Origin of the sequence: Falsiphaeobacter marinintestinus (assembly GCF_007923355.1) — a bacterium.
GTDB classification, from domain to species: domain Bacteria; phylum Pseudomonadota; class Alphaproteobacteria; order Rhodobacterales; family Rhodobacteraceae; genus Phaeobacter_A; species Phaeobacter_A marinintestinus.
In genome coordinates, this window is sequence record NZ_VOGO01000004.1 from 61,808 (window position 1) to 85,199 (window position 23,392).

General features: G+C 59.7%; 23 protein-coding genes. 20 read left to right on the forward strand and 3 right to left on the reverse strand.

What is annotated here, in order from left to right; genetic code table 11:
• The first annotated feature begins 204 nt into the window (after positions 1-204).
• From FOY56_RS10085 to FOY56_RS10150, 14 genes are all read left to right on the forward strand, one after another.
• Positions 205-1,041 carry a cyclase family protein gene (locus tag FOY56_RS10085; protein ID WP_222434975.1) on the forward strand — a complete coding sequence of 279 codons (837 nt, stop codon included), beginning with the start codon at positions 205-207 and terminating at the stop codon, positions 1,039-1,041.
• A gap of 61 nt (positions 1,042-1,102) precedes the next feature.
• The gene (locus FOY56_RS10090; RefSeq protein ID WP_146345722.1) at positions 1,103-1,456 is read left to right on the forward strand and encodes a cupin domain-containing protein; all 354 of its coding nucleotides are present in this window, start codon (positions 1,103-1,105) and stop codon (positions 1,454-1,456) included.
• A gap of 5 nt (positions 1,457-1,461) precedes the next feature.
• The gene (locus FOY56_RS10095) at positions 1,462-2,253 is read left to right on the forward strand and encodes an SDR family NAD(P)-dependent oxidoreductase (RefSeq protein WP_146345723.1); all 792 of its coding nucleotides are present in this window, start codon (positions 1,462-1,464) and stop codon (positions 2,251-2,253) included.
• A 9-nt stretch (positions 2,254-2,262) separates the two neighbouring features.
• The gene (locus FOY56_RS10100; RefSeq protein ID WP_222434976.1) at positions 2,263-3,183 is read left to right on the forward strand and encodes a 3-hydroxyacyl-CoA dehydrogenase family protein; all 921 of its coding nucleotides are present in this window, start codon (positions 2,263-2,265) and stop codon (positions 3,181-3,183) included.
• 41 nt (positions 3,184-3,224) lie between these two features.
• Positions 3,225-4,505: an ABC transporter substrate-binding protein gene (locus tag FOY56_RS10105; protein ID WP_146345725.1), complete on the forward strand. Its 1,281-nt coding sequence runs from the start codon at positions 3,225-3,227 to the stop codon at positions 4,503-4,505.
• A gap of 49 nt (positions 4,506-4,554) precedes the next feature.
• On the forward strand, positions 4,555-5,283 hold the full coding sequence (locus FOY56_RS10110) for an ABC transporter ATP-binding protein (protein WP_146345726.1): 729 nt from the start codon (positions 4,555-4,557) through the stop codon (positions 5,281-5,283).
• Entirely contained in the window at positions 5,276-5,983 is a 708-nt protein-coding gene (locus FOY56_RS10115; RefSeq protein WP_146345727.1) for an ABC transporter ATP-binding protein, read from the forward strand. Before FOY56_RS10110 ends, FOY56_RS10115 begins: the two co-directional genes overlap by 8 nt.
• Position 5,984: 1 nt before the next feature.
• Positions 5,985-6,848 (forward strand): branched-chain amino acid ABC transporter permease, encoded by an 864-nt coding sequence (locus FOY56_RS10120; protein WP_146345728.1) that lies wholly within the window; start codon positions 5,985-5,987, stop codon positions 6,846-6,848.
• On the forward strand, positions 6,845-7,891 hold the full coding sequence (locus tag FOY56_RS10125) for a branched-chain amino acid ABC transporter permease (protein WP_146345729.1): 1,047 nt from the start codon (positions 6,845-6,847) through the stop codon (positions 7,889-7,891). The genes FOY56_RS10120 and FOY56_RS10125 overlap by 4 nt, the downstream gene beginning before the upstream one ends.
• Positions 7,892-7,894: 3 nt before the next feature.
• A complete protein-coding gene (gene kce, locus FOY56_RS10130) occupies positions 7,895-8,827 on the forward strand; it encodes a 3,5-dioxohexanoate:acetyl-CoA acetone transferase (RefSeq protein ID WP_146345730.1) in 933 nt (310 codons plus the stop codon).
• Between the two features lie 59 nt (positions 8,828-8,886).
• Complete coding sequence (locus FOY56_RS10135; RefSeq protein ID WP_146345731.1) at positions 8,887-10,482, forward strand: alkaline phosphatase family protein; 1,596 nt, start codon at positions 8,887-8,889, stop codon at positions 10,480-10,482.
• A gap of 255 nt (positions 10,483-10,737) precedes the next feature.
• Positions 10,738-12,084 (forward strand): glycoside hydrolase family 108 protein, encoded by a 1,347-nt coding sequence (locus tag FOY56_RS10140; protein ID WP_146345732.1) that lies wholly within the window; start codon positions 10,738-10,740, stop codon positions 12,082-12,084.
• A gap of 331 nt (positions 12,085-12,415) precedes the next feature.
• On the forward strand, positions 12,416-13,399 hold the full coding sequence (locus tag FOY56_RS10145) for an OmpA family protein (RefSeq protein WP_146345733.1): 984 nt from the start codon (positions 12,416-12,418) through the stop codon (positions 13,397-13,399).
• A 4-nt stretch (positions 13,400-13,403) separates the two neighbouring features.
• A complete protein-coding gene (locus FOY56_RS10150) occupies positions 13,404-13,901 on the forward strand; it encodes a hypothetical protein (protein WP_146345734.1) in 498 nt (165 codons plus the stop codon).
• A gap of 37 nt (positions 13,902-13,938) precedes the next feature.
• Here FOY56_RS10150 and FOY56_RS10155 read toward each other — a convergent pair whose 3' ends face one another.
• The 3 genes from FOY56_RS10155 to FOY56_RS10165 all read right to left on the reverse strand — a co-directional run bounded on the left by FOY56_RS10155 (position 13,939) and on the right by FOY56_RS10165 (position 16,540).
• Positions 13,939-14,388, reverse strand: coding sequence for a hypothetical protein (locus tag FOY56_RS10155; protein WP_146345735.1), 450 nt, complete (start codon positions 14,386-14,388; stop codon positions 13,939-13,941).
• 66 nt (positions 14,389-14,454) lie between these two features.
• Positions 14,455-15,201 carry a porin family protein gene (locus FOY56_RS10160; protein ID WP_146345736.1) on the reverse strand — a complete coding sequence of 249 codons (747 nt, stop codon included), beginning with the start codon at positions 15,199-15,201 and terminating at the stop codon, positions 14,455-14,457.
• Positions 15,202-15,400: 199 nt separating this feature from the next.
• Positions 15,401-16,540: a serine hydrolase domain-containing protein gene (locus FOY56_RS10165; protein ID WP_146345737.1), complete on the reverse strand. Its 1,140-nt coding sequence runs from the start codon at positions 16,538-16,540 to the stop codon at positions 15,401-15,403.
• Between the two features lie 132 nt (positions 16,541-16,672).
• Here FOY56_RS10165 and pheS point away from each other — a divergent pair, with 132 nt between their 5' ends.
• The 6 genes from pheS (at position 16,673) to FOY56_RS10195 (ending at position 23,323) form a co-directional block, all read left to right on the forward strand.
• Entirely contained in the window at positions 16,673-17,746 is a 1,074-nt protein-coding gene (gene pheS / locus FOY56_RS10170) for a phenylalanine--tRNA ligase subunit alpha (protein WP_146345738.1), read from the forward strand.
• 41 nt (positions 17,747-17,787) lie between these two features.
• Positions 17,788-18,219 carry a cupin domain-containing protein gene (locus tag FOY56_RS10175; protein WP_146345739.1) on the forward strand — a complete coding sequence of 144 codons (432 nt, stop codon included), beginning with the start codon at positions 17,788-17,790 and terminating at the stop codon, positions 18,217-18,219.
• Between the two features lie 17 nt (positions 18,220-18,236).
• Positions 18,237-18,515 carry a YrhK family protein gene (locus FOY56_RS10180; protein WP_146345740.1) on the forward strand — a complete coding sequence of 93 codons (279 nt, stop codon included), beginning with the start codon at positions 18,237-18,239 and terminating at the stop codon, positions 18,513-18,515.
• Positions 18,516-18,960: 445 nt separating this feature from the next.
• Positions 18,961-21,357 (forward strand): phenylalanine--tRNA ligase subunit beta, encoded by a 2,397-nt coding sequence (gene pheT / locus FOY56_RS10185; protein WP_146345741.1) that lies wholly within the window; start codon positions 18,961-18,963, stop codon positions 21,355-21,357.
• A 124-nt stretch (positions 21,358-21,481) separates the two neighbouring features.
• Positions 21,482-22,120: a phosphoribosyltransferase gene (locus FOY56_RS10190; protein ID WP_146345742.1), complete on the forward strand. Its 639-nt coding sequence runs from the start codon at positions 21,482-21,484 to the stop codon at positions 22,118-22,120.
• Between the two features lie 231 nt (positions 22,121-22,351).
• On the forward strand, positions 22,352-23,323 hold the full coding sequence (locus tag FOY56_RS10195; protein WP_146345743.1) for a hypothetical protein: 972 nt from the start codon (positions 22,352-22,354) through the stop codon (positions 23,321-23,323).
• Positions 23,324-23,392 lie beyond the last annotated feature (69 nt).

Genomic DNA, 23,392 nt, shown 5'->3' on the forward strand with positions numbered 1-23,392 from the left:
CTTATCCAACGATCTTCGGCTGATTTATGTGATTTTTCAAAAATTAAGTTGTATCGCATTGCGGTGCAAGTCAACCGTATTGTGATTTTTTACTTGACCGCATCGCGGTGCGTTTGCATCAATATGCAAGACAGGTGGGAGGAACCATCCTGACATTTCAGATCAACAAACGCCGCAGGTCGGCGAACAGAGGAGTTGTGCCCGATGGTCGAAATCCGCGGCATTGAGTTCCAATCAAACACAGACAATGACATGGGGCTGGAGTTCTACAACCTCAGCCACCGCTTCGGGTTCCAGTGCCCGAACTGGCCCTATTTCGAAGACGTCAAGATTGACAGAAAGCACTATATGGCCAAGTCCGGCGTGCTGAGCCAGACGATCACAACGTCGATGCATGTCACCACCCACATCGATGCGCCCGCGCATGTGGTGCAGGGTACCCCGTTCATCGACGAAGTCCCGCTGCCACATTTCTTCGGCACCGGCATCGTCGTTTCGATCCCAAAGGAAAAGTGGGAGCCGATTACAGCAGAAGATCTGGAAAAGGCCTGCGGTCACGTGATCCGCAAGGGCGATGTTCTGATCATCAACACCGGCTGGCACAAGCAGTATGAAGACGGCGATTATTTTGCCTATTGCCCCGGTCTGGTGAAATCGGCTGGCGAATGGATGGTCGAAAAGGGCATCAAGGTTGTCGGTCACGACACGCAAGCCAACGACCACCCGCTGGCCACGGCCATCGGCCCGCAGCGCAATGGCCCGATCATGCCGCATCTTGAGCAGGAATACCTTGAATGGTCCGGCGGTCGCGACTGGAAAGACGACTTCCCCGAGTGGGAGCCCGTCCACAACGTACTGTTCAAGAACGGGATCCTTGGCATTGAAAACGTCGGCGGCGATTTGGATGCCGTGACCGGCAAGCGCTGCACCTTTGCCTTTTTCCCATGGAACTGGGACCGCGGCGATGGCTGCGTCATCCGACTCGTCGCGATGATCGACAAGGGCCAGAAGTACCGCATCGAAGCTGGCGAAGAATTCTGAACACTCCCCGACTGGCTGCCGGGGGTTCCGGCAGCCTCTTTTCGAAACTTGGGAGGACACAATGCACGTTAAACGTTTTTCTGATGCGCAACCCTATGAAGCGCCGAACCATTTCGACTGCCACGGGCTGCGCTTGCAGGGCTTCGAAGATGGTGGCCCCGAAAACCAGTGGGTCGGATTCTCGCAATTTCTGCCGGGGGGCGGGGCCGGGCCCGACGCGACCCCGTTTGAAAAGGTCTATGTCGTGCTTGAGGGCGAAATGACCGTCACCGTTGATGGTCAGGACACCGTGCTGGGCCCGATGGACAGTTGCACAATCCCGCCGGATGAAATCCGCAAGATCGAAAACCGCTCCAACCATATCTGCAAAATGCTTGTCGTGATCCCGTATCCCGGCGGCCAAAGACCGGAGTAAGCGCCATGTCCTTTGCCAACCCTCTTTCGATGTTCGACGTCAAAGGTGACACCGCCCTGATCACCGGCGCCTCGGGTGCATTTGGCATGGTCGCCGCGCGTGTATTGGCCGGGGCCGGGTGCAATCTTGTGCTGGCCGCCGGTAATCAGGCAGCGCTGGACGAGATCGCCGAAGAATGCCGCGGCATGGGCGCGGCGGTTGTTGCCGTGAACGCCCGCCCCTCGGACGAAACTGCCTGTCAGGCTCTGGTCGACAAGGCCGTCGCTGAATTTGGCAAGCTCGACATTCTGGTCGTGGCGTCCGGTATGAACAAGGTCGCACTGATCAACGACATGACCCCGGATACGTTCCAGTCAGTGATGGACGCCAACGTCAACCAAAGCTGGCTTTTGGCCCGTGCCGCCGCCGGACAAATGAAGACCCAAGGGTACGGCAAGATCGTTCTGGTCAGCTCGGCGCGCGGTCTGTTGGGCCATCCGGCGGGCTATACCGCCTATTGTGCCTCGAAATCGGCGACCGATGGCATCACCAAGGCGCTGGGCTGCGAACTTGGCCCCACCGGAATAACCGTCAACGCCATCGCACCCACTGTCTTCCGTTCGCCTCTGACCGCATGGATGTTTGAAGACACGGACGAGGCCAAAAAGGTCCGCGCCGGGTTCTTGTCCCGCGTACCCAAGGGCCGGTTGGGCGAACCCGAGGATCTGGCCGGGCCGCTGCTGTTCCTTGCTTCGAAAGCGTCGGACTTCTACACCGGGCATATCCTTTATGCCGACGGCGGATACACGGCGGGCTAGGGGATGAGCGTGACATACAACATCGCCGTGATCGGCGCAGGTCTGATGGGGCATGGCATTGCCCTGACGCTGGCCAAGGCCGGGCACTCTGTGACCATCACCGACCCTGTGGCCGAGGCGCGGGCCAGCGTTGCCGACCGTATCCGACATAGCATGCAGGCGATGGGGGACGACGAACAGACAATCGTCGATGCTCTAAGCCTGATCGCGGTGGCGGATAGCACCGCAGGGGCGGTCGCCAAGGCCGACGTTGTCTTTGAAGCCGCACCTGAAAAGATGGCCTTGAAACAGGCGATCTTTGCCGACATCGAAGCCCACGCGCCCGATGATTGCATCCTTGCGTCCAACACGTCCGTCATGCCGATCACCGAAATTATGTCGGGCCTGCGCCTGAAAAACCGCGCCCTCGGCACGCATTGGTGGAACCCGCCGCACATGATCCCGCTGGTCGAGGTCATCAAGACCGAATGGACTGACCCGGCCATCGCGCAGACCATGTTCGATCTGCTGGAACAGGCCGGAAAAACCCCGGTCATGGTCGAAAAAGATGTTCCCGGTTTCATCGGCAACCGTCTGCAACACGCGCTTTGGCGCGAGGCGATCAGCCTTGTTGAAAACGGTATTTGCGACGCTGAGGCGGTTGATACCGTGATCAAGTCCAGCTTTGGCCGCCGCTTGGCGGTGCTGGGCCCGCTGGAAAACGCCGATCTGGTCGGTACCGATCTGACGCTCGATATCCACCAGAACGTTTTGCACGATATCGAGGCCCGTCAGGGCCCGTCCCCTTACCTTGAAACGCTCGTCGCGGATCAGAAACTTGGCATGAAAACCGGGGAGGGTTTTCGCAAGTGGACCGAAGACGAGGCGGACGCTGTCCGCGCCCGTGTCGCCAGCCACCTCAAGAAGCTGGAAACCATACTGGAGAGCTAATCAAAACGCCGGTCCAAAGATCGGCAATTCGGGAGGATACCATGAAAAAGACCATCACATCACCGACGCGCCGCGCCTTTCTGGCCAGCGCCTCGGCCGCCATCGCCACCCCGGCCCTTCTGAGCGCAACACGCGCCTATGCGGCCACACCGACCCTGCGGATCGGCCATGTCAGCCCGCGCACCGGTCCATTGGCCGGGTTTGCCGAAGCAGACGATTACGTGCTGGGCGCGATCCAGAAAGTGTTCGCCAATGGCTTGGAGAACAACGGTAAAACCTGGAATGTCGAGATCATCTCGAAAGACAGCCAGTCCAACCCCAACCGCGCCGCCGAAGTCGCCGCTGATCTGATCCTGGGGGATGAGGTCGACATCATCGTTGCGGCCTCGACTCCCGACACCGTGAACCCCGTCGCCGATCAGGCCGAGGTGAACGAGGTGCCCTGCATCACCACCGACTGCCCATGGCAGCCCTATTTCTTTGGCCGCAACGGCGTGCCGGGCGAAGGGTTCGCATCGACCTATCACTTCTTCTGGGGCCTTGAGGACGTGATCGGCGCGTTCCTTGATATGTGGGGCGGGTCCGGCGTTGCCAAAAATGTCGGCGGCCTGTTCCCGAACGATGCAGACGGCAATGCATGGGGCCACCCTGAGCTGGGCTTGCCCAAACCGCTGGCCGCTGCCGGATATTCGTTGCTTGATCCGGGCCGCTACCAGCCCTTGTCGGATGACTTCTCGAACTACATCGCCGCGTTCAAGGATGCCGGTTGCGAGATCGTCACCGGCAACATGATCCCGCCCGATTTCGCAACGTTCTGGAGCCAGGCCGCCCAGCAGGGTTTCAACCCCAAGATCGTGACCATCGGCAAGGCACTGCTGTTCCCATCCGTCATCGAAAGCCTTGGTGATCGTGGCGACGGGCTAAGCTCAGAAGTCTGGTGGTCGCCGAACCATCCGTTCTCGTCCTCGCTGACAGGGGCCAGCGCCAGGGAACTGGCCGAAGGCTATTCCGCCGCGTCAGGTCGTCCATGGACCCAGCCGATCGGCTTCAAGCACGCGCTGTTCGAAGTTGTGGCCAACGTCATCAACCGGTCGGAAGATCTGGAAGACCCCGAAGCCATCGTATCGGCCATCGCATCGACCAACCTCGACACCATCGTCGGATCGGTGAACTGGGCCAACGGGCCGATCAACAACGTCACCAAGACTCCTCTGGTTGCCGGGCAATGGCAGAAAGAGGGCGATGCGTTCGACCTCAAGATCGTCGCGAACTCGGCAGCGCCCGAGATCCCGATGACGGGTGAGCTGAAACTGCTGGGTTAACCCCCTATCGCGGCGCCTTCCCGGCGCCGCGTCTTCAAACGAGGGCGACATGACGACGATCCTGAAACTCGACAACCTCAGCAAGGCGTTCGGCGCGGTCACGGTGGCCGACGCCCAGTGTTACGAGGTGCAGCAGGGCGAGGCGCTGGGCGTCATCGGGCCAAACGGGGCGGGCAAAACGTCGATGTTCAACCTGATCACCGGCACCCTGTCGCCCAATTCGGGCACCGTTGAATTCGCCGGACAGAACGTGACGGGGTGGAGTGCAGCGCGCCGCAGCCATGCCGGTATCGCGCGGTCCTTTCAAGTGCCACAGCCCTTCGTGGGCATGACCGTCTTCGAAAACGCGCTAATCGCCGCAACCCAGTCTGCCGGGATGCGCGGGCGCGATGCCGAGCGGTTCTGCCTGACCGTTCTTGACCAGACTGAACTGTTGCCCAAGGCCAACGTGCTGGCGGGCAGCTTGACCTTGCTGGAACGCAAGCGGCTTGAACTGACCCGCGCGCTCTGCGCCAAACCGAAACTTCTGCTGTTGGACGAAATTGCTGGCGGCCTGACCGAGGCCGAATGCCAGTCGCTGGTCCAGACCATCCGCGACATCCACGCCTCGGGCGTGACGATCATCTGGATCGAACATGTCGTGCATGCGCTGCTGGCCGTGGTCGACCGGTTGATCGTCATCGATTTCGGCAAAAAAATCGCCGAGGGCGAACCCAAGGCGATCATGGACAGCCCCGCCGTCAAAGAAATCTATCTGGGGATCGAAGCAGATGCCTGAACCCATCCTTCAGATGCAGGGCCTTGATGCCCATTACGGCGACTTTCAGGCGCTCTATGGTGTCGACATGCACGTTGAGCAGGGCGAAGTCCTGTCGATTATCGGTGCCAACGGGGCAGGCAAGACCACCCTGATGCGCTCCATCACCGGCCTTTTGACCAACGGCCCGGGTCAGGTTCGCTATCGCGACCACGATATCAGCCAATTGCGGGCTGATGAAATCGCGGTGCACGGGCTGGCCATGGTGCCCGAGGGCCGCCAGCTATTCCCGTCTCTCTCGGTCAGGGAAAACCTGATGATCGGCGCACAGGTTGGGCGGTCTGGCCCATGGGATCTGCAAGCTGTCTACAAGCTGTTCCCGATCCTTGAAGAGCGCAAGGATCAGGCCTCAACTTCGTTGTCCGGTGGTCAGCAACAGATGGTCGCCATCGGGCGCGCCCTGATGGCCAACCCCGATCTGATCCTGTTTGACGAAATCAGCCTCGGCCTCGCTCCGATCATCATCCGAGACATCTATAAGGCGCTGCCGGGTATCATCGGGACAGGGATGAGCGCGATCATCGTCGAGCAGGACATCAGCAAGGCCCTGTCCGTCTCGGCCCGCGTCTATTGCCTGCAAGAGGGGCGTGTTTCGCTCGAAGGCGCCTCAGACACTGTTTCGCGCGACGACATTTCGCGCGCCTATTTCGGGATCGAATGATATGGATTGGGTGAATGCACTTGTGCAGGGCATGTTGCTGGGCGGGCTTTATGCGCTGTTCGCAGCCGGATTGTCACTGATTTTCGGCGTCATGCGGCTGGTCAACATCGCCCATGGCGACCTGATCATTCTGGCGGCCTATCTTGGGTTGACCGTAACAACGGCGACAGGTCTGCACCCGCTGGCCGCCTTGGTCATTGTTGTCCCGACAATGGCGCTGATCGGGTATGCGTTGCAACGCGGGTTGCTGAACCAGACCCTTGGAGACGATCTGCTGCCACCGCTGCTGGTCACCTTCGGGCTGAGTGTCATCCTGCAGAACGGGTTGCTTGAAATCTATACGGCGGACCCGCAGAAGATTAACGCCGGAGCCCTTGAGACCGCCAGCATCGCCGTCGGCGGCCTGCAACTGGGCGTTCTGCCGGTACTGACCTTCGCTGTCGCGGTTGCCGTGATCTGGGGCCTGCAGTGGACGTTCTATCACACCTCGCTGGGGCGCGCCTTTCGCGCCGTGTCCGACAATCAGGACATCGCGCAACTGATGGGGCTGAACCGGCGGCATATCTTTGGTCTGGCCATGGCGCTTGCGTTGGGCGTGACGGCGATTGGGGGAATCCTGTTGGGCATCCGCACCAGCTTTGACCCTTCAATCGGCGGGGGGCGCCTGATTTTCGGGTTCGAAGCGGTGATCATCGGCGGCCTTGGCAACCTGTGGGGCACGCTGGCCGGTGGCGTGATCCTTGGTGTTGCCCAGACCATCGGGGCCAAGATTGATCCCGGTTGGCAGGTGCTGTCGGGCCATCTGGCTTTTCTTCTTATCCTCGCCATTCGTCCTAATGGCCTGTTTCCAAGGATCTCGGCATGACCTTGCAAGACTATCACGTCTCTCGTACCTCGCGCGCCGCTCGGGTTGCTGCCGTACTTGGCGGGCTTGTTCTGGTCCTGTTGATCGCCGCGCCCTGGTGGGCTGGCCGTGCTGATATGCGGCTGATGGGCGAGCTGTTTCTCTACCTCGCGCTCGCCTCGCTCTGGAACCTGATGGCGGGTTATGCGGGCCTCGTTTCGGTCGGGCAGCAGGCCTATGTCGGCTTTGGCGGCTATATGCTGTTCGCCCTGACCATGTTCGCCGGTCTGCATCCCATCGCAGCGATTGCACTGGCGGGTATCCTTGGTGCGCTTGCCTCGATCCCGGTGGCCGTTCTGATCTTCCGTCTGCGCGGGGCATACTTCGCCATCGGCACCTGGGTGATTGCCGAGGTCTTCCGGCTGGGCTTTGCGCAAGTCACGGCGCTGGGGGGCGGGTCTGGGTCGTCCTTACCGGTGGCCATCGTCAAATCGCTGGCGTCCAAACGTGCGATGCGGGAATCGCTTAGCTATTGGCTGGCGCTGGGGGCCGCCGTGCTGGTTGTCGCCGCCGTGTATCTGTTCTTGCGTTCGCGTCAGGGGCTGGCGCTGACAGCGATCCGCGACAATGAACTCGCCGCCGGATCCCTTGGCATCGACATCTGGCGCACCAAGTTCATCGTCTATGTTGTCACCTCGGCCTTCACGGCGATGATCGGTGCGCTGATCTTCCTGCAAAAACTGCGCATCTCGCCCGATGCGGCGTTTAGCGTCAATGACTGGACGGCGTTTGTCATCTTTATCGTCGTGATCGGCGGCATCGGCACCATCGAAGGCCCGATTATCGGCACGTTGGTCTTCTTCGCCTTGCGTGAGACACTTGCCGATCTCGGCACGATCTATCTGATCGTGCTTGGCGTGGTCGCCATCGTCGTCATGCTGAAAGCCCCCAAAGGCATCTGGGGCCTGATACGAAGCCGCTTTGATCTGCAACTCTTTCCGCTGGGCTATCGCGTGATCGCCCCTTCCTCGAACTCCGCCCCCGCCCAAAACAAGGGAACCTGACTCATGGCTCGCCAGAAGAAAACCGTCATCACCTGCGCCATCACCGGGGCGATCCACACGCCCACCATGTCCGATGCGCTGCCCTATACTTATGACGACATCGCCAAACAGGCGGTCGATGCGGCCGAGGCTGGCGCATCGATCCTGCACCTGCACGCTCGCAACCCCGAAACCGGCGCGCCCTCGGTCGATCCGGACGATTTCGCGCCCTTTCTGCCGCGTATCAAGCAGGCTACCGACGCTGTCGTGAACATCTCGACCGGCGGGTCACTGACCCTGTCGATCCAGGACCGCATCAAACCGGCCAAGACGTTCAGCCCGGAAATGTGTTCGATGAACATGGGGTCGATGAATTTCTCGTTTCACCCGCTGGCCAAACGCTATGACGATTGGAAATTCGACTGGGAAAAGGACTATGTCGCCGGATCAGACGGCAATATTTTCCGCAACACTTTCCGCGATATCCGCGAGGCGGCGGAAACCCTGGCACCGCATGACATCAAGTTCGAACATGAATGTTATGATGTTGGCCACCTCTATAACCTGAAATTCTGTATGGAAACCGGGCTGTTCAAAGCCCCGATCTTTATCCAGTTCATCTTTGGCATCCTTGGCGGCATCGGCCCCGAGGTCGACAACCTGATATTCATGAAACGCACCGCCGACCGGCTGTTCGGCGACGATTATCGCTGGTCGGTTCTGGGGGCCGGGGGCGCGCAGATGGGGCTGGCCAGCACCGGGGCGCAGATGGGCGGAAACGTCCGCGTCGGTCTGGAAGACAGCCTGTTCATCACGCGCGGCAAGCTGGCCGAAAGCAACGCCCAACAGGTCGCCAAGATCCGCCGCATCGTCGAAGAGCTTGGCAGCGAAGTCGCAACACCGGATGAAGCACGGGATATTTTGGCACTGAAAGGCGGGGACAAGGTTTCGTTCTGACTGCTGGTTCGCCATACATGGTATGATCCAATACTGCCCGACCTGATGAGGTAAGCCATATGACCCATGTGAAAAACATCCTGTTCATCATGGCTGACCAACTGCGTTGGGATTACCTTGGGTGCTATGGCCACCCGCATCTCGACACGCCCAATATAGACCGTCTTGCGGCCAAAGGCGTACGATTTGACCGGGCTTATGTACAATCCCCTGTCTGCGGCCCATCGCGGGCGTCGTGTTACACGGGCCGGACCGTGTTCAGCCACGGCGCCACGTGGAATCGTGTGCCGCTGCCGATCGGAGAGTTGACCATCGGCGACTACCTGCGCCCACTTGGCGTGCGCACGGCGGTGGTGGGCAAGACGCACATGGTGCCTGACCGCGATGGCATGGCGCGACTGGGCCTGAACGCCAGCACCGAGATCGGCATTCAGGTCAGCCAGCCCGGCTTTGATCCGTATGAACGTGACGATGGCTTGCACCCCACGCCGATGCTGCGCGGCAAAGGCGGCAAGCTGCGCTATAACGACTGGCTGCGCGAAATGGGGTACGAGGGCGAAAACCCGTGGAACGATTATGCCAACAGCGCCGAAGGCGAGGACGGCGAATTGCTGTCCGGCTGGCATCTGAAAAACTCGAACCTGCCCGCCCGCGTGCGCGAGGAACACTCTGAAACCGCCTATATGACCATGCGCGCGAAAGAGTTCATCTCTGAAATGGGCGATGCGCCGTGGCTCTGCCACCTCAGTTTCATCAAGCCACATTGGCCCTATATGGCGCCCGCGCCCTATCACGACATGTACGGGCCCGAGACGTTCCTGCCCGTGGTTCGCGACGAATCCGAGCGCTCCGATCCCAACCCGGTTTTTGAGGCGTTCATGGGGATGCAGGTCAGCGAAACGTTTTCGATGCAAGGCGCGCGCGAAACTGTACTGCCCGCCTATATGGGCCTGATCAAACAGATCGATGACCATCTGGGGCGTCTGTTCGACTGGCTGGAAGAAACCGGCAAGGACAAGGACACCATGATCGTCTTCACCTCGGATCACGGGGATTACATGGGCGATCACTGGATGGGCGAGAAAGAGCTGTTTCACGAATGCTCGGTCCGTGTGCCGCTGATCATCTGCGACCCGCGCGCGCAGGCCGACGCCACCCGTGGTACGTCGAGCGACGCACTGGTCGAGGCGATCGATCTTGTCCCGACCTTTCTGGACGCCACCGGCGCCCCCACCGCTGATCACCGGCTTGAAGGCCGGTCTTTGATGCCGATCCTGCAGGGCGAAACGCCCGACGACTGGCGCGATGCCGTCCTGTCGGAAATCGACTATGCGTTTTATTCTGCCCGCGAAACGCTGGAGGTCGGACCATCCGACGCCCGTGGCTATATGCTGCGCACGGATCGGTGGAAGTACATTCATTTCAAAGGGTTCCCGCCACAGCTGTTCGATCTGAAAGCCGACCCTGACGAATTCACCGACTTGGGCCGCAGTCCTGACCATGAAGACCAGCGACAAGACATGCATGCCCGCCTGCTTGACCGTCTGATCAGCCGCAAAAACCGCGTCACCATGACGGATGACGGGGTCACTGCCATGCGACGCTCGGAATCCTCAGCCGGGATCCTGATCGGCCAATGGGGGGCCGAGGGTTAGGCCCCACAAGCGTCAGCAGGCGTACGTTCGTCAGGCAGCCAATGTATGATTATGTGTTGCAACCTGAAGGTGCATATTTGATTTAAGCTTCAATCTATCATATTGTAATGCTTAATGAAAATTGACCAATCCTGATAAATCCCCATCACGTCTTCACTTGCTTTCCCGAGCGAAGCTGGAAAGCAAGTGACTCAAAAGCAAAAAAGTGTTTTACTTGAGGGGCTTTCAAAGAATAATTGAATAGGGACGCTGGAGATGAGCCCATTTATTGCTATTGCCGGCAGTGTGCTGCCGGAAATTCTGAAAATTGTACTTTCAAAGAAACACCACGGATCAGTTGATGTTGTATCGACTGCAATCGAGGATGCGGTAAAAGAAGCCACCAGCACAGGCGATCCTGACGGTGCGAGCAAGGTTATCGCGCAAAATCCCAAAGTGGCCGCAGACCTGCGTATCCGTTTGGCGGAAATTGCCGCCGAAGTAGAGCAGGCTGACCGTGAAGCCGAACGTAAAGCGGAAGCGGATCAACGGCAGTTCGAGCTTGGCCAGCTTGAGGCATCGCATGCTCAGGCAATGGAAATGCTGAAAACCGACCTCGCCGCAGCCGAGTCCAAGCGCCAACACGAGCTTAATGAATTCAAGGAACGGTTATCAGATGTGCGTGATGCCCGTCGGGGTTTCGAGGATCTTGCGATAAGCGGCAGCAAATTCGCTTGGGCACCTCCGGTCATTTCAACAATCATTGTGGCCGGATTTTTTTCGATCCTTGGGGTTTTGCTGCTTTTCGAAACGCCGTTGCTTGAAGCTGAATCTGCTCAGGGCGAACGCCTGTTTCAAATTGTTAATATTGTGATTGGGGCTTTGACGGCGGCGTTTGCAACTGTTGTCAGTTTCTGGCTTGGTTCGTCGCAAGGGTCGAAGCAAAAAGATATCGACACGATGTCGGTCGAATCCCGCCGCGTGGTGTCGGAAGAACGCCGCGAACAACGGCTTTTGGAGCAGGTTGCAAAAGCCCCCACCATCCAGATTCCAACGCCGCTGTCCCAGCCACAACCAACGGTGCGGACACGGAAACTGGCGAATGAGACGGGGTTCTCGCGGTGTATCGAACCAATTCTTGAGGCCGAAGGCGGGTTCGTGGACCATCCGGAAGACCCGGGCGGCGCGACGAATATGGGCATCACGTTCAATACGCTGAAAGCATGGCGTCACCCTGACAGTATTTCCGTCGATGACGTCCGAAACCTGACAAAGGATGAAGCCAAGCAGATTTACCGCGCGAACTATTGGAACGCGCTCAGCTGCGATGACCTGCCGGACGGGGTCGATCTGGTTGCGTTTGATTTTTGCGTCAATGCCGGACCGGGACGATCCGCGAAGACGCTTCAGCGTGTGGTCGGGGTCAAGGACGACGGGGTGGTCGGCCCGATTACCCTGGCGGCTGTCGCTGCCGTCGACCCTGAACACATTATTCGCCGGTTCAGCGAGCTGCGGACAGAGTTTTATCAGGGTCTGCCCACCTTTGCGACCTTTGGCAAAGGTTGGTTGCGACGTGTTCGAAACGTCGAAGCCGAGGCATTGGCGCTTCTGGGCGGGAAATAAGCCGCGCGACGCGCTTTGGATGTTGGTCGAACCAACTGATGAAGGCTTGGCAAAGGACACCTGAACCGAACCGGATCGTCCGATGAAGCCTCAGAACCGGGATTGACCGGCTGCCAAAGCGCACGGCCCGTGCGTCCTTCACCTGTCATAAGCGGGATCACGCGACACCGAAGTCGGGGCCTCTTGTCGCGCTTGCGTGTCTCTTCTTGCTTGGTACTGTCCTATCCAGTGCGTCAGTTCTGGCTTGCGCCCGACGCCTCTGACGCAGCGCCTTTTGTGACGTCCTGAACCGCATCTGCGGATACCAGTGTTTGACTTAAAGGAGTCTGCCATGCGCCTTATCCCGACACTTGCCCTGCTCGCCAGTCTGGCAACCCCGGCTTTCGCGCAAGACATTGTGGCTGATGCACCCGGAACCAGTGATCCGGCGGATCTGAAACGCATCGAAGGCGCACTGATCATCGGCTATGATCAATCCGGGTTCGACGATATGTCAGTCCCAACCGGCACGGTCACCTATGACGGCCCGGTAAGCAGCACCACGCTTGAGGGGCCGCGCACGCGGGTGATTTACCTTGTTCCCGGAGACCGGTCGCCGCTGGAAGTCATCCGCAATTACGAGGCTGAGCTGACCGAGGCGGGCTATGAAACACTGTATAGCTGCGGCAAGCAGGAGTGCGGGCCTGTCAGCGCGATGTCGCAATACCTTTATCCGCGCGATGCGCAGCTTAAAACGCTGGGCCGCGTGACTGCAGCCGTGTTCAGTCTGCCGCGCGATGATCAGCGGTATCTGCTGGCCACCCATCCCCAAACCGGCCGATCTGTGTCGATCTATGCCGCCTTTGAAACGTTCGATCACTTTCCCCAACTCTACGAGAAAACGCTGGTTCTGATGGACGTCATCGACGGTAAACCGCTGACCCGGCGGATGGAGTTTGTTTCGGCCGAGGAAATGGCCCTGAGCCTGTCTGCGGAGGGGCGCGTTTCTCTTTACGGGGTGCAGTTTGCCCATGATTCCGACGCGCTGACGCCCGAGTCCGATCCGACGCTAAATGAGATCGCCAAGTTTTTGGCCGCGACCCCTGACCGGCAGGTTTTCATCGTCGGTCACACCGATATGACCGGTGGCTATGATTATAACATCGACCTGTCGAAACGGCGGGCGGCGTCGGTGGTGACGGCATTGACCAAACGGTACGGGGTCGCAGCAAGCAGGCTGCAAGCCGCCGGGATTGGCCCGTTGGCCCCGGTCGCTGAAAACCTGACCGAAGAGGGGCGCGCGCTGAACCGGCGCGTCGAACTGGTGCAGAGGTGATCCAATGAAACGTCTTGCTGTTGTTCTGATCTTGTTCGTGGCTTTGGCAGGCGTGGGAAAACCGTCTGCTGCCGGGCCAATTCCCGGAGCCTGTGACGTGCTCGAAGCCATCGATATGGCAGGAACGTTAGGTGCAGACGCGGCTTATGTTCCAGGTCCGGCCAACGAAAACAAATATGTCCGCATGAGCCTGTGCTCTGCCGAAACGCCTGATCTGGCCGCGCGCATGACGCTGATGGTGCGCGAAAATCTGGCCGCCAAAGTGCCCGATGCCACGACGCTGCGCGCCCAAGCAATCGACGAGTTGCGCACGACGATCGGTGCTGCCGCTGTCATCGAAGAGATTGATCTTGGCGATGCGGCCATGTGGGCGGGCGATATCTCTCAGCTCACCGTGTGGCATCGCGCGGGTCGGGTCATGTTCATCTTCAGCCCGACACCCAATCAGGACAGGGCCGCTGCTGAAAACGCCGCGAAAAAGGTACTGGGCGCTTTTCCCTGAACAATACCGGATTCACAGTCCTGTGACGCCAACAGTGTTACTGGCAAACTTCGGGAAGAACGGCAGACCAGATCGGGCAGTAGACCGGATCATACCACCAGCCTTCAGACGAATTGAGGCCATAGTGGACCCCAACCCAGACCCGGCCGGATTTCTGCAACAAGACCTCCATCGTCGGCCCGTTGCCGGCCTGCGGGTCCAACTGGCCGCGCAGGGCATCGGGCGTGGTAAAGATGTCGATCTGTTCACCGCTGGGGCGTTGGGCGCGAACGGTTGCAAAGGCCACGTTACCCGCCACCCGGATTTCGCCAACCACAAACGCGATGGGCGGCGCAAAGCTCCATTCCGCCTGGGGCCGGATCGCATCCAGAATGTCCTGACGTGTTTCGCTGCCGAAAGCGGGTTCGCCATAGGTCTGCGCTGTCGCGGAATGCGAGACACCGAAAAAACCGGCACAGAACCCAAGGAACACAGCAAGACGCCTCAAAGACAAAATCTTATGCACAGTACCCGCCCCTCGGTTTTCCAGCCCCCGCCTGAAAGACCCGCCAGCTTAGAACCGGAATGTTGCGCCGAAGATCGGGCCGGACTGGCTGAACTCAAAATCATTGCCGTTGTCCATCGTGTGATCGACCGAGATATAGCGATATCCGCCGCGCAGCACCCAGGCATCGTTCAGGGCATAATCGGCCGTCAGCAAAACCTGATAGGATTCACTGTCACTGCTGAACCCGCCATAGTCAAAGAACGCCGTCGCCGTCCACCTGTCTGAAAGGTCGAACCGCGCCCTCAGGCCGACAACCGGGTCGATCCAGTTCTCATGTGCCCGGCTGGTACGTCCGGGCGATAGTCCGGGTGTCAGCGTCAAAACGGTTTCGGTGTCGAACCAGCGAAAACCACCGGCCAGATCCAATTGCACGGTCGGGGTATCATACACCCGGTATGCGACATAGCCGTTGAAGATCTGAGTTTTCATCGTGGTGTTCAGGCCCGAAAACGCCGGGCCGGGTGTGTCGTTTCCGAACGACAGGTCGGTCAACATGTAATCTGCCAACACGCTCCATGTCCCGTTACTGGCCCCGAATGCCCCCATAAAGGCCATGTCCAGATTGCTCAGCGCATCGCTGAAGCTCAAAGTCCCTTCCAGCCGCCCGGCGGGTGATGTGATGGCTGTTTTGGTTTCAGGAGTGAACAGGTAAATTGTGGCTTCATACTCCCAATCCGAAGCTTGCACGGACGAGGGGTTGAGGGCCATCACAGCGGCACCACAAAACGCAAGGGTTTTCCAAATGGACTTCATTGTCTTTTCCGATCATTTCCGCTCAGATCGCAGCAAAGGGCTGGTCCTGAACATCCGATTTTAAACTCGTACCGGGCCAACCTGGGCCGACAGGCAACCCATGCTGGTCTGCTGCCATGTTTTGTCAATTCTCTTGAAAACACCGCATATATTCAAGGGTTCAATAGTATAGGGCGCTATCCACATAGTCGCAGACCGCTCAGAGTTCGGCGTATACCGCCCGCTCAAACGCGTCATAGGCCTGCAGGAAGGGCGATTCGATAAAGGGCAGCGACTGGGTCATAAGCACGGCACATAGATCGCGCGCCGGATCGATCCAGTAGTGGGTGTTGCAAATACCCGCCCAGCCAAGCGAACCGGCACTGCGTTTGCCGCGCCACGGCTCTTCATTGCGCAGGAATGCAAAGCTGTGCGTCATGGTGCGGCCCGGATAATCCACATCTGTGCTGCCCCGGGCTGCCGCTGTCATCTTGGCAAAGGTCAGCCCCTGCATCTGGTCGTTTGCCAGCAGGTCCCATGCGTCGTCCGACAAGATCCGAACCCCGTTCAGCGTTCCCCGGTTCAGCACCATCCTCAGAAAGGCCATGTAATCCGGCGCCGTGGAATACAATGCGTGGCCCATCCCATAGAATTCCGGGTGCTTTGGCGGCCCCATTCTGGTCGGACGAAACCCGTCTGCCCCGACCCGCATCGACACGTCTGCCAGCCGATCCTCCAGCCCGTCGGGTTCAAATCGTGTATCCGTCATGCCCAATGGCCCAAGGATCTCGTCATAGCAGAACGCATCGATCCGCCGCCCGTCCACGGCTTCGACAATCTGCCCCAGCCAGTCGATCGACCCGCCATATCCCCACTGCGTGCCGGGATCGCTGGCCAGCGGGTAATTCAGCCCGGCCCGTTTCCCGGACATCACTGTCGGAATACCGGTCGCCTCAAGATAGCGCAGCACATCCGGGTTCCAGAACTCATACGCCATCCCGCTGGAATGGGTGGCCAGGTGGCGGATCGTGGCGACGGTTTTCTGAGGCCGCAACACAGGTGTGTCGCCGTCCCATCCGTCCAGAACCGGCAGATCGTTCCACGCGGGCAGAATATCCCCCACCGGCGTGTCCGGGCTTAGCAGTCCCCGGTCGATCAGGATCATCGCGGCAACAGATCCAATTGCCTTGGTCATCGAATAGATGCGAAACACCGTATCCTCGCCCGCCAACCGCCCCGCCGCAGCTTCGCCTGCTGCCCCGCAATAGGTGATGCCAGAGGCGGTCCCGGTCATCGCCACCGCAAAGGGCACCTGCCGTGCTGTGACCGCATCAGCCAGCACATCGTCAAGCTTCGTCATTTCGATAATCTCCCGAATCTCTGGTCTTCACCCTGTGCCAGAGCAGGATATCCTGTCCAATGTGCCGTTGCGCCGCTTGCAATCGTGCAAAGGCCCGGCTAGCAGGACGTGACCAAGTTTCAGAGGACCGTCATGGACGATCTTAAGGCAAAGTATCTGGGCCAGATTGCCGAGGCCGCTGACGAAAACGCGCTGGAAACCATCCGCGTGAGTGCCGTCGGCAAAAAGGGTGAAGTGTCGCTGAAGATGCGCGAACTGGGCAAGATGACCCCGGACGAGCGTCAGGTGGCCGGCCCCGCGCTGAACGCGCTGAAGGATGAAATCAATTCCGCACTGGCCGCGAAAAAGGCCGGGCTGGCCGATGCCGCGCTGGATGCACGCCTGCGCACCGAATGGCTTGACGTGACCCTGCCGACCCGGGCCACCCGTCAGGGCACGCTGCACCCGGTCAGTCAGGTGACGGAAGAGGTCACCGCGATCTTTGCCGAGATGGGCTTTGCCGTCGCCGAAGGGCCGCGCATCGAAACCGACTGGCACAATTTCGACGCGCTCAACATCCCCGGCCACCACCCCGCGCGGGCCGAGATGGACACGTTCTATATGCACCGCGCCGAGGGCGACAATCGCCCGCCGCACGTGCTGCGCACCCACACGTCACCGGTTCAGATCCGGTCGATGGAGCAAGCCGGTGCACCGCTGCGCGTGATCTGCCCGGGGGGCGTCTATCGTGCTGATTACGACCAGACCCACACGCCGATGTTCCACCAGGTCGAAGGCCTTGCCATCGACAAGAACATTTCGATGGCGAACCTGAAATGGGTGCTCGAAGAATTCGTCAAGGCGTTCTTCGAAGTCGATGATGTCGAACTGCGCTTTCGTGCCTCGCATTTCCCCTTCACCGAACCCTCGGCCGAGGTCGACATCCGCTGTTCATGGGAAGGCGGCACGCTGAAAGTGGGCGAAGGTGACGACTGGCTTGAAATCCTTGGCTCGGGCATGGTCCACCCCAAGGTGCTTGAGGCGGGCAATATCGATTCGAACGAATGGCAGGGCTTTGCCTTTGGCATGGGCATCGACCGCATCGCGATGCTGAAATACGGCATCCCCGACCTGCGCGCCTTCTTCGACAGCGATCTGCGCTGGCTTCGCCACTACGGCTTCTCGGCGCTGGACGTGCCGACATTGCATGGGGGATTGTCCCGATAACGACGGGCGCATAGCCGGTCTTGCGAAAAGGGAAGAACACGATGAGGTTCCAAGCCGCCTTGCACGTTGGCATCACGCTGTCGGTAGTGACTTTTGCCGCCACAACGGCCACCGCCAAAGACACCTACCCGCCGCTTGACGTCCTGCTGTCGACCACCACAACCACCATTGGCCAGCCCTTTGAATATCCCGAAGGGCAGGCCAAGATCACCGGCGCCATCGTCACCATGCAGCCCGGTCAGAAAACCGGCTGGCACAAGCACGAGGCCCCGCTGTTTGCCTATATCCTCGAAGGTGAGATCACCGTCGATTATGGCCCGAACGGCACCAAGACCTATAAAACCGGCGACAGTTTTGTCGAAGCGTTCGAAAGCGAACATAACGGTCAGAATACCGGCGACGGGATCACCCGCATCCTTGCCGTGTTCGCCGGGGCCGAGGGCACGCCCAACACGGTTTCCGAAAAGAACTGACTCCGAAGGGGCCATAAATGCTGTTCGAAGACACCTCGCAACATGACACCGCCGAAAAACGGCGGCTGTATGCGGTTTTCGAAATCGTCTATACGATCATTGATTTTTCGGCGGCGGCACTCTTCGTAGTGGGGTCGATCTTTTTCTTCTATGAAAGCCTCACCTATGCGGGCACATGGCTTTTCCTGATCGGATCGCTGATGTTCGCCGCGAAACCAACCCTGCGCCTGATACGAGAACTGAAGCTTGCCAATATGGGCGATGCCGACGATCTGGCCCGCAAGTTCAAGGAATAGTTGTTAAGGCCGGGCCATGTATGAACTCAGTGCATTCATGACCGGGATCTACAACCGGTGTCTGGACCACGCCGAACGCAGCCCGCGGTGGCATGGAAACGCTATCCTCGCAATCGCACTTTCAGGGTTTGCAATTGCTCTGTTTCTTGCACCCATTTGGGTTTTCGTTTCCTATTTCGTTGTCGTGATCGGCGGTGTTCAGATCTATATGCCTGCACACAGTAAGGTTTGGACAAAGCGCGATGAGATCAGGAAAGATCAATTCGCGAAAACGATGAAGACACGAAAACTGCTCAAGGGTACCCGGTTCGACAAGTGATCCAACGACCTGCAACGGATTTGTTTCCGCGTCGAACCCTGCGCCATAGTCGCTAGGCTTGCACCTTGCGCCAATCTTTGTCATTGCCTCTGGCGACCTATCCTGTCTGCCAAAGGGCCCTGCGCTATGAAATTCACCCTCTCCTGGCTGAAAGATCACCTCGACACCACCGCCACCGTGGACGAGATCGCCTATGCCCTGACCGACCTTGGCCTTGAGGTCGAAGAGATCGTGAACCCCGCCGACCGGCTGGCCGCGTTTACGCTGGCCAAGGTGACGCACGCGGAACAGCATCCCGACGCCGACCGGCTGCGGGTCTGCAAGGTAGAAACCAACGACGGTGAAAAACAGATCGTCTGCGGCGCGCCCAACGCACGCGAAGGCATCACTGTCGTCCTGTGCAAACCCGGCGACTATGTGCCCGGCATCGACGTGACCCTGTCAGTCGGCAATATCCGGGGCGTCGAAAGCCACGGTATGATGGCGTCCGAACGCGAGCTTGAGTTATCAGACGAACATGACGGCATCATCGAACTGCCCTCTGGAGAAGTCGGCGAGACATTCGTTGACTGGCTGGCCGAAAACGACCCGTCCAAGATCGACCCCGTGATCGAAATCGCGATCACTCCGAACCGTCCCGACGCATTGGGCGTCGAAGGCATCGCCCGCGATCTGGCGGCCCGTGGTCTTGGTACGCTGAAATCGCGCCCCATCGCACAGGTGCCAGGTGATTTCGCGTCTCCTATCAAGGTCACCATTGATGAGAACACGCTGGATGGCTGCCCGCTGTTCACCGGTCGTCTGATCCGGGGGGTCAAGAACGGTCATTCTCCGCAGTGGTTGCAGGATCAGCTGCTGGCCATCGGCCTGCGCCCGATCTCGGCGCTTGTCGATATCACCAACTTCTTCACCTATGACCGCAACCGCCCGCTGCATGTCTTTGACGCGGACAAGGTGTCTGGCGCCTTGCGGGTGCACCGCGCCGCCGGTGGCGAACAGATCGTTGCGCTGGACGACAAGGAATACACGCTTGAACCCGGCATGATGGTGATTTCGGATGACAACGGACCCGAAAGCATCGCCGGCATCATGGGCGGGGCCGAAACCGGCTGTACCGAAGACACCGTGAACGTGTTCCTTGAAAGCGCGTTCTGGGACAACGTCCAGATCGCTCTGACCGGGCGGGCGCTCAAGATCAACTCCGACGCGCGCTATCGGTTTGAGCGCGGCGTCGACCCCGAATTCACTATGGACGGGCTGGAACTGGCCACTCAGATGATCATCGATCTGTGCGGGGGGGAGCCGTCCGAGGTCGTGATCGCTGGGGATGTGCCCAACCATGCCCGCGCCTACAAGCTGGATGCCGCACGGGTGCAAAGCCTGGTCGGTATGGATATCCCCGAAAGCGACCAGCGTCAGACGCTGACCCGCCTTGGCTTTCGTCTGGAAGGCAACATGGCCCACGTGCCCAGTTGGCGTCCTGATGTGCAGGGCGAGGCCGATCTGGTGGAAGAGGTCGCGCGCATCGCCTCGCTGACCGGGCTTCAGGGCAAACCCCTGCCGCGCCTGTCCGATGGTGTGACCAAACCGGTGATGACCCCGCAGCAACGCCGCAAGGCGATGGCGCGGCGCACCGGTGCGGCACTCGGGTACAACGAATGCGTCAGCTATACCTTCATCGATCAGGCCAGCGCGGCGCTGTTTGGTGGCGGGGATGACGGCAGCATGCTGGAAAACCCGATCTCGTCCGAGATGAGCCATATGCGCCCGTCGCTGTTGCCCGGCCTGTTGCAGGCCGCAGCGCGCAATCAGGCGCGCGGCTATATGGATCTGGCCTTGTTCGAGGTCGGCCCGGCCTTTGATGGCGGCGAACCAGAACAACAGCACGACCAGATCGCTGGTCTGCTGGTCGGCCGGTCAGGCCCCAAAGACGTACACGGGGCTTCGCGCCCGGTCGATGTGTTCGACGTCAAGGCTGACGCCGAGGCCCTGCTGGCTGCCATTGGTGCGCCCGCCAAGGTTCAGATCCTGCGTGGCGCCGATGCGTGGTGGCATCCGGGCCGCCACGGCAAGATCTGTTTGGGTCCGAAAAAGGTGCTGGGCATCTTTGGTGAATTGCACCCCAAAGTGCTGCAGACGATGGACATCAAAGGCCCTGCAATGGCCTTTACGATCTGGCCTGATCAGGTGCCGCAACCGCGCAAGTCGGGTGCATCCCGTCCGGCGCTGCAGTTGCGCGACCTTCAGGCGGTCGAACGTGACTTTGCCTTTGTTGTCGATGCAGATGTCGAAGCGCTCACATTGGTCAACGCCGCTGCAGGGGCCGACAAGACCCTGATCGAAGGCGTGCGGGTGTTTGATGAATTCATCGGCGGCTCGCTGGGTGACGGCAAGAAATCCCTTGCCGTGACCGTGCGGATGCAGCCCAACGACAAAACCCTGACCGAAGCCGAGATCGAAGCTGTCAGCCAGAAGATCGTCGATAAGGTTGTCAAGGCCACGGGTGGCGTCTTGCGCGGCTAGAAAATCTTCGACGAAGATTTTCGCAAGAGATTATTCGTCGAATAATCTCCTACACCGCGCTGGGTCTCGCCCTTGCGTTGTGACGATGGCATAATGACGGCGTTTCAATTCAAGGGGCGCCGCCATGTTCAAGGACCGCACAGACGCAGGAGCAAAGCTGGCCGAAGCCGTGGCCGCTGCGGCACCAATTGACCCGGTTGTCCTGGCCCTTCCGCGCGGGGGTGTCCCTTTGGGTGCCATCGTGGCACAGCGTCTGAACGCCCCGCTGGACCTTGTTCTGGTTCGCAAGATCGGCATGCCGGGCAATCGCGAACTCGCAGCGGGTGCGCTTGTTGATGGGCCGGAACCGACCATCCTTTTTAATCAGCACCTGATTGACTCGGTCGGTCTTGCCAGTTCCGATTTCGACTCGCAGATCGCCAAGCTTCAGGATGAGTTGGACCAACGTCGTGCCCTTTACCTGTCAGATCACCGGACATCACCCGTCAGGGGCCGCACAGCAATCCTTGTCGATGATGGCGTCGCAACGGGTGCTACGGTGCGGGCCGCGATTCAGGCCCTGCGCTGTCAAGACCCGGCAGCGATCTGGGTGGCTGTTCCAGTCGCCCCGGCCGACACGCTTGAGGTCCTGGAACGCGAAGCGGACACTGTGATCTGCCTTGAGGTCCCGCATCCCTTCATCGCCGTGGGCGCATATTATGAAACCTTCGGGCAGACGACGGATGACGAGGTCGTGCGTCTGATGCAGGCGTCGCGCGGCTAACCCACCCCTTGTTGCGAAAATGCACCGGCGACGCGACCTGCCAGACACGGGATTGTCTCGAATCGGACGCTGTCCTATCCAAACGTCATCGCAACCCAGAGGCCGCATTGCGCCTCAAGGATCTCAATATGAACCAGTTCACAGTCAAGCCGATACACACCGGCTATCACCACCTGACCTGAATTGCCCGCGCGGATCCGCGGGCGCGAAACGCCCGACGGACCCCGGCCCATGCAGATCAAAGACATCGCCACCCTGTTACGCGGACTGCCCCGGCGGATCGCCTATGCCTATTACCCCGGGCGCGAAGACGCATGGCTGCTGGCCCACCTGATGCCCGGTGACACGCCTGTGGCCGATCTGCGCCGGATGGGCCTTGGCAAGCTGTTGAACCGCCCTCTGATCAAACCTCTGGTGGCCGGATGCGGCGGCACCCTGCGGCTGCAGGATGTGCTGGCGCTGGCCTATGCCACACATACACCGAACTGGAACAACCTCAGCGCTGCGGGGGCTGCACAACTGAACGCGATCTATGCCGACCCCTGGCTTGATTTCGAACTCAGCTTTTCAGCCTGGGGTGATGCCGAAAACTTCGCCTGGCAACAGACCAGCCGCCCGGGCACCAACCTGGTGATCCAGTTGGGGTTTCCCTCTGATCACGCCGCGTTGATGGGGCGGTATCTGAGCACGGGCGGGCGCAAAGCGTTCGAATTTGAGGCCCACCCGATCCGCCTGACCGGTCGTCCGACGCTGGCCTGGGCCCGCGTTGATCTGGACCCAAAGACCGGCACCGTGCTGATCGAAGAGGTGCAGTCAGACTGGCTGCGCTTTGTCCGCGAAGAGGTCGAAGACTTGGCCGCCCGCAAACCGCGATCCCGCGAAACCCGCTCGGCCATGCTGTATGAGGCCGCGCTGCGCGAGCAATATGACAAGCTTTGGCCAAAGGTGATGCTGCTGGTGGCGCTGGAACTGATGCGCGACCATGTCGGATGCTCGGATTTTTACATGCATCGTCCCGACAGTGGTGCCGTCCTGAAAAACATTCACGGAGCCAAGCCGCCGAAATCGTTGTATTCTACACTGCCGAAAGCCTTCGGCTTCCGGGAAACCACGCATATCCCCGCCTTTCTGGGCAAACGCCACCGCGAATTGCGCAAGTCACTTGGCACGCGCAAGCCGGTTTTCTGGCATCTTGGGTTCTAGGCGCGCTTCGCGGTTTTCCAACCGTGTCGGCTGCGATATACCCTTGGCCAAAGGAACACGCAGGGAGCG

Coding starts and splice junctions, on each gene's coding strand:
- FOY56_RS10085 (WP_222434975.1), top strand. CDS start 205: ATGGTCGAAATCCGCGGCATTGAGTTCCAATCAAACACAGACAATGAC.
- FOY56_RS10160 (WP_146345736.1), bottom strand. CDS start 15,201: ATGAAGTCCATTTGGAAAACCCTTGCGTTTTGTGGTGCCGCTGTGATG.
- FOY56_RS10120 (WP_146345728.1), top strand. CDS start 5,985: ATGGATTGGGTGAATGCACTTGTGCAGGGCATGTTGCTGGGCGGGCTT.
- kce (WP_146345730.1), top strand. CDS start 7,895: ATGGCTCGCCAGAAGAAAACCGTCATCACCTGCGCCATCACCGGGGCG.
- FOY56_RS10110 (WP_146345726.1), top strand. CDS start 4,555: ATGACGACGATCCTGAAACTCGACAACCTCAGCAAGGCGTTCGGCGCG.
- FOY56_RS10105 (WP_146345725.1), top strand. CDS start 3,225: ATGAAAAAGACCATCACATCACCGACGCGCCGCGCCTTTCTGGCCAGC.
- FOY56_RS10175 (WP_146345739.1), top strand. CDS start 17,788: ATGAGGTTCCAAGCCGCCTTGCACGTTGGCATCACGCTGTCGGTAGTG.
- FOY56_RS10115 (WP_146345727.1), top strand. CDS start 5,276: ATGCCTGAACCCATCCTTCAGATGCAGGGCCTTGATGCCCATTACGGC.
- FOY56_RS10195 (WP_146345743.1), top strand. CDS start 22,352: ATGCAGATCAAAGACATCGCCACCCTGTTACGCGGACTGCCCCGGCGG.
- FOY56_RS10190 (WP_146345742.1), top strand. CDS start 21,482: ATGTTCAAGGACCGCACAGACGCAGGAGCAAAGCTGGCCGAAGCCGTG.
- FOY56_RS10140 (WP_146345732.1), top strand. CDS start 10,738: ATGAGCCCATTTATTGCTATTGCCGGCAGTGTGCTGCCGGAAATTCTG.
- pheT (WP_146345741.1), top strand. CDS start 18,961: ATGAAATTCACCCTCTCCTGGCTGAAAGATCACCTCGACACCACCGCC.
- FOY56_RS10090 (WP_146345722.1), top strand. CDS start 1,103: ATGCACGTTAAACGTTTTTCTGATGCGCAACCCTATGAAGCGCCGAAC.
- FOY56_RS10125 (WP_146345729.1), top strand. CDS start 6,845: ATGACCTTGCAAGACTATCACGTCTCTCGTACCTCGCGCGCCGCTCGG.
- pheS (WP_146345738.1), top strand. CDS start 16,673: ATGGACGATCTTAAGGCAAAGTATCTGGGCCAGATTGCCGAGGCCGCT.
- FOY56_RS10095 (WP_146345723.1), top strand. CDS start 1,462: ATGTCCTTTGCCAACCCTCTTTCGATGTTCGACGTCAAAGGTGACACC.
- FOY56_RS10150 (WP_146345734.1), top strand. CDS start 13,404: ATGAAACGTCTTGCTGTTGTTCTGATCTTGTTCGTGGCTTTGGCAGGC.
- FOY56_RS10145 (WP_146345733.1), top strand. CDS start 12,416: ATGCGCCTTATCCCGACACTTGCCCTGCTCGCCAGTCTGGCAACCCCG.
- FOY56_RS10165 (WP_146345737.1), bottom strand. CDS start 16,540: ATGACGAAGCTTGACGATGTGCTGGCTGATGCGGTCACAGCACGGCAG.
- FOY56_RS10135 (WP_146345731.1), top strand. CDS start 8,887: ATGACCCATGTGAAAAACATCCTGTTCATCATGGCTGACCAACTGCGT.
- FOY56_RS10180 (WP_146345740.1), top strand. CDS start 18,237: ATGCTGTTCGAAGACACCTCGCAACATGACACCGCCGAAAAACGGCGG.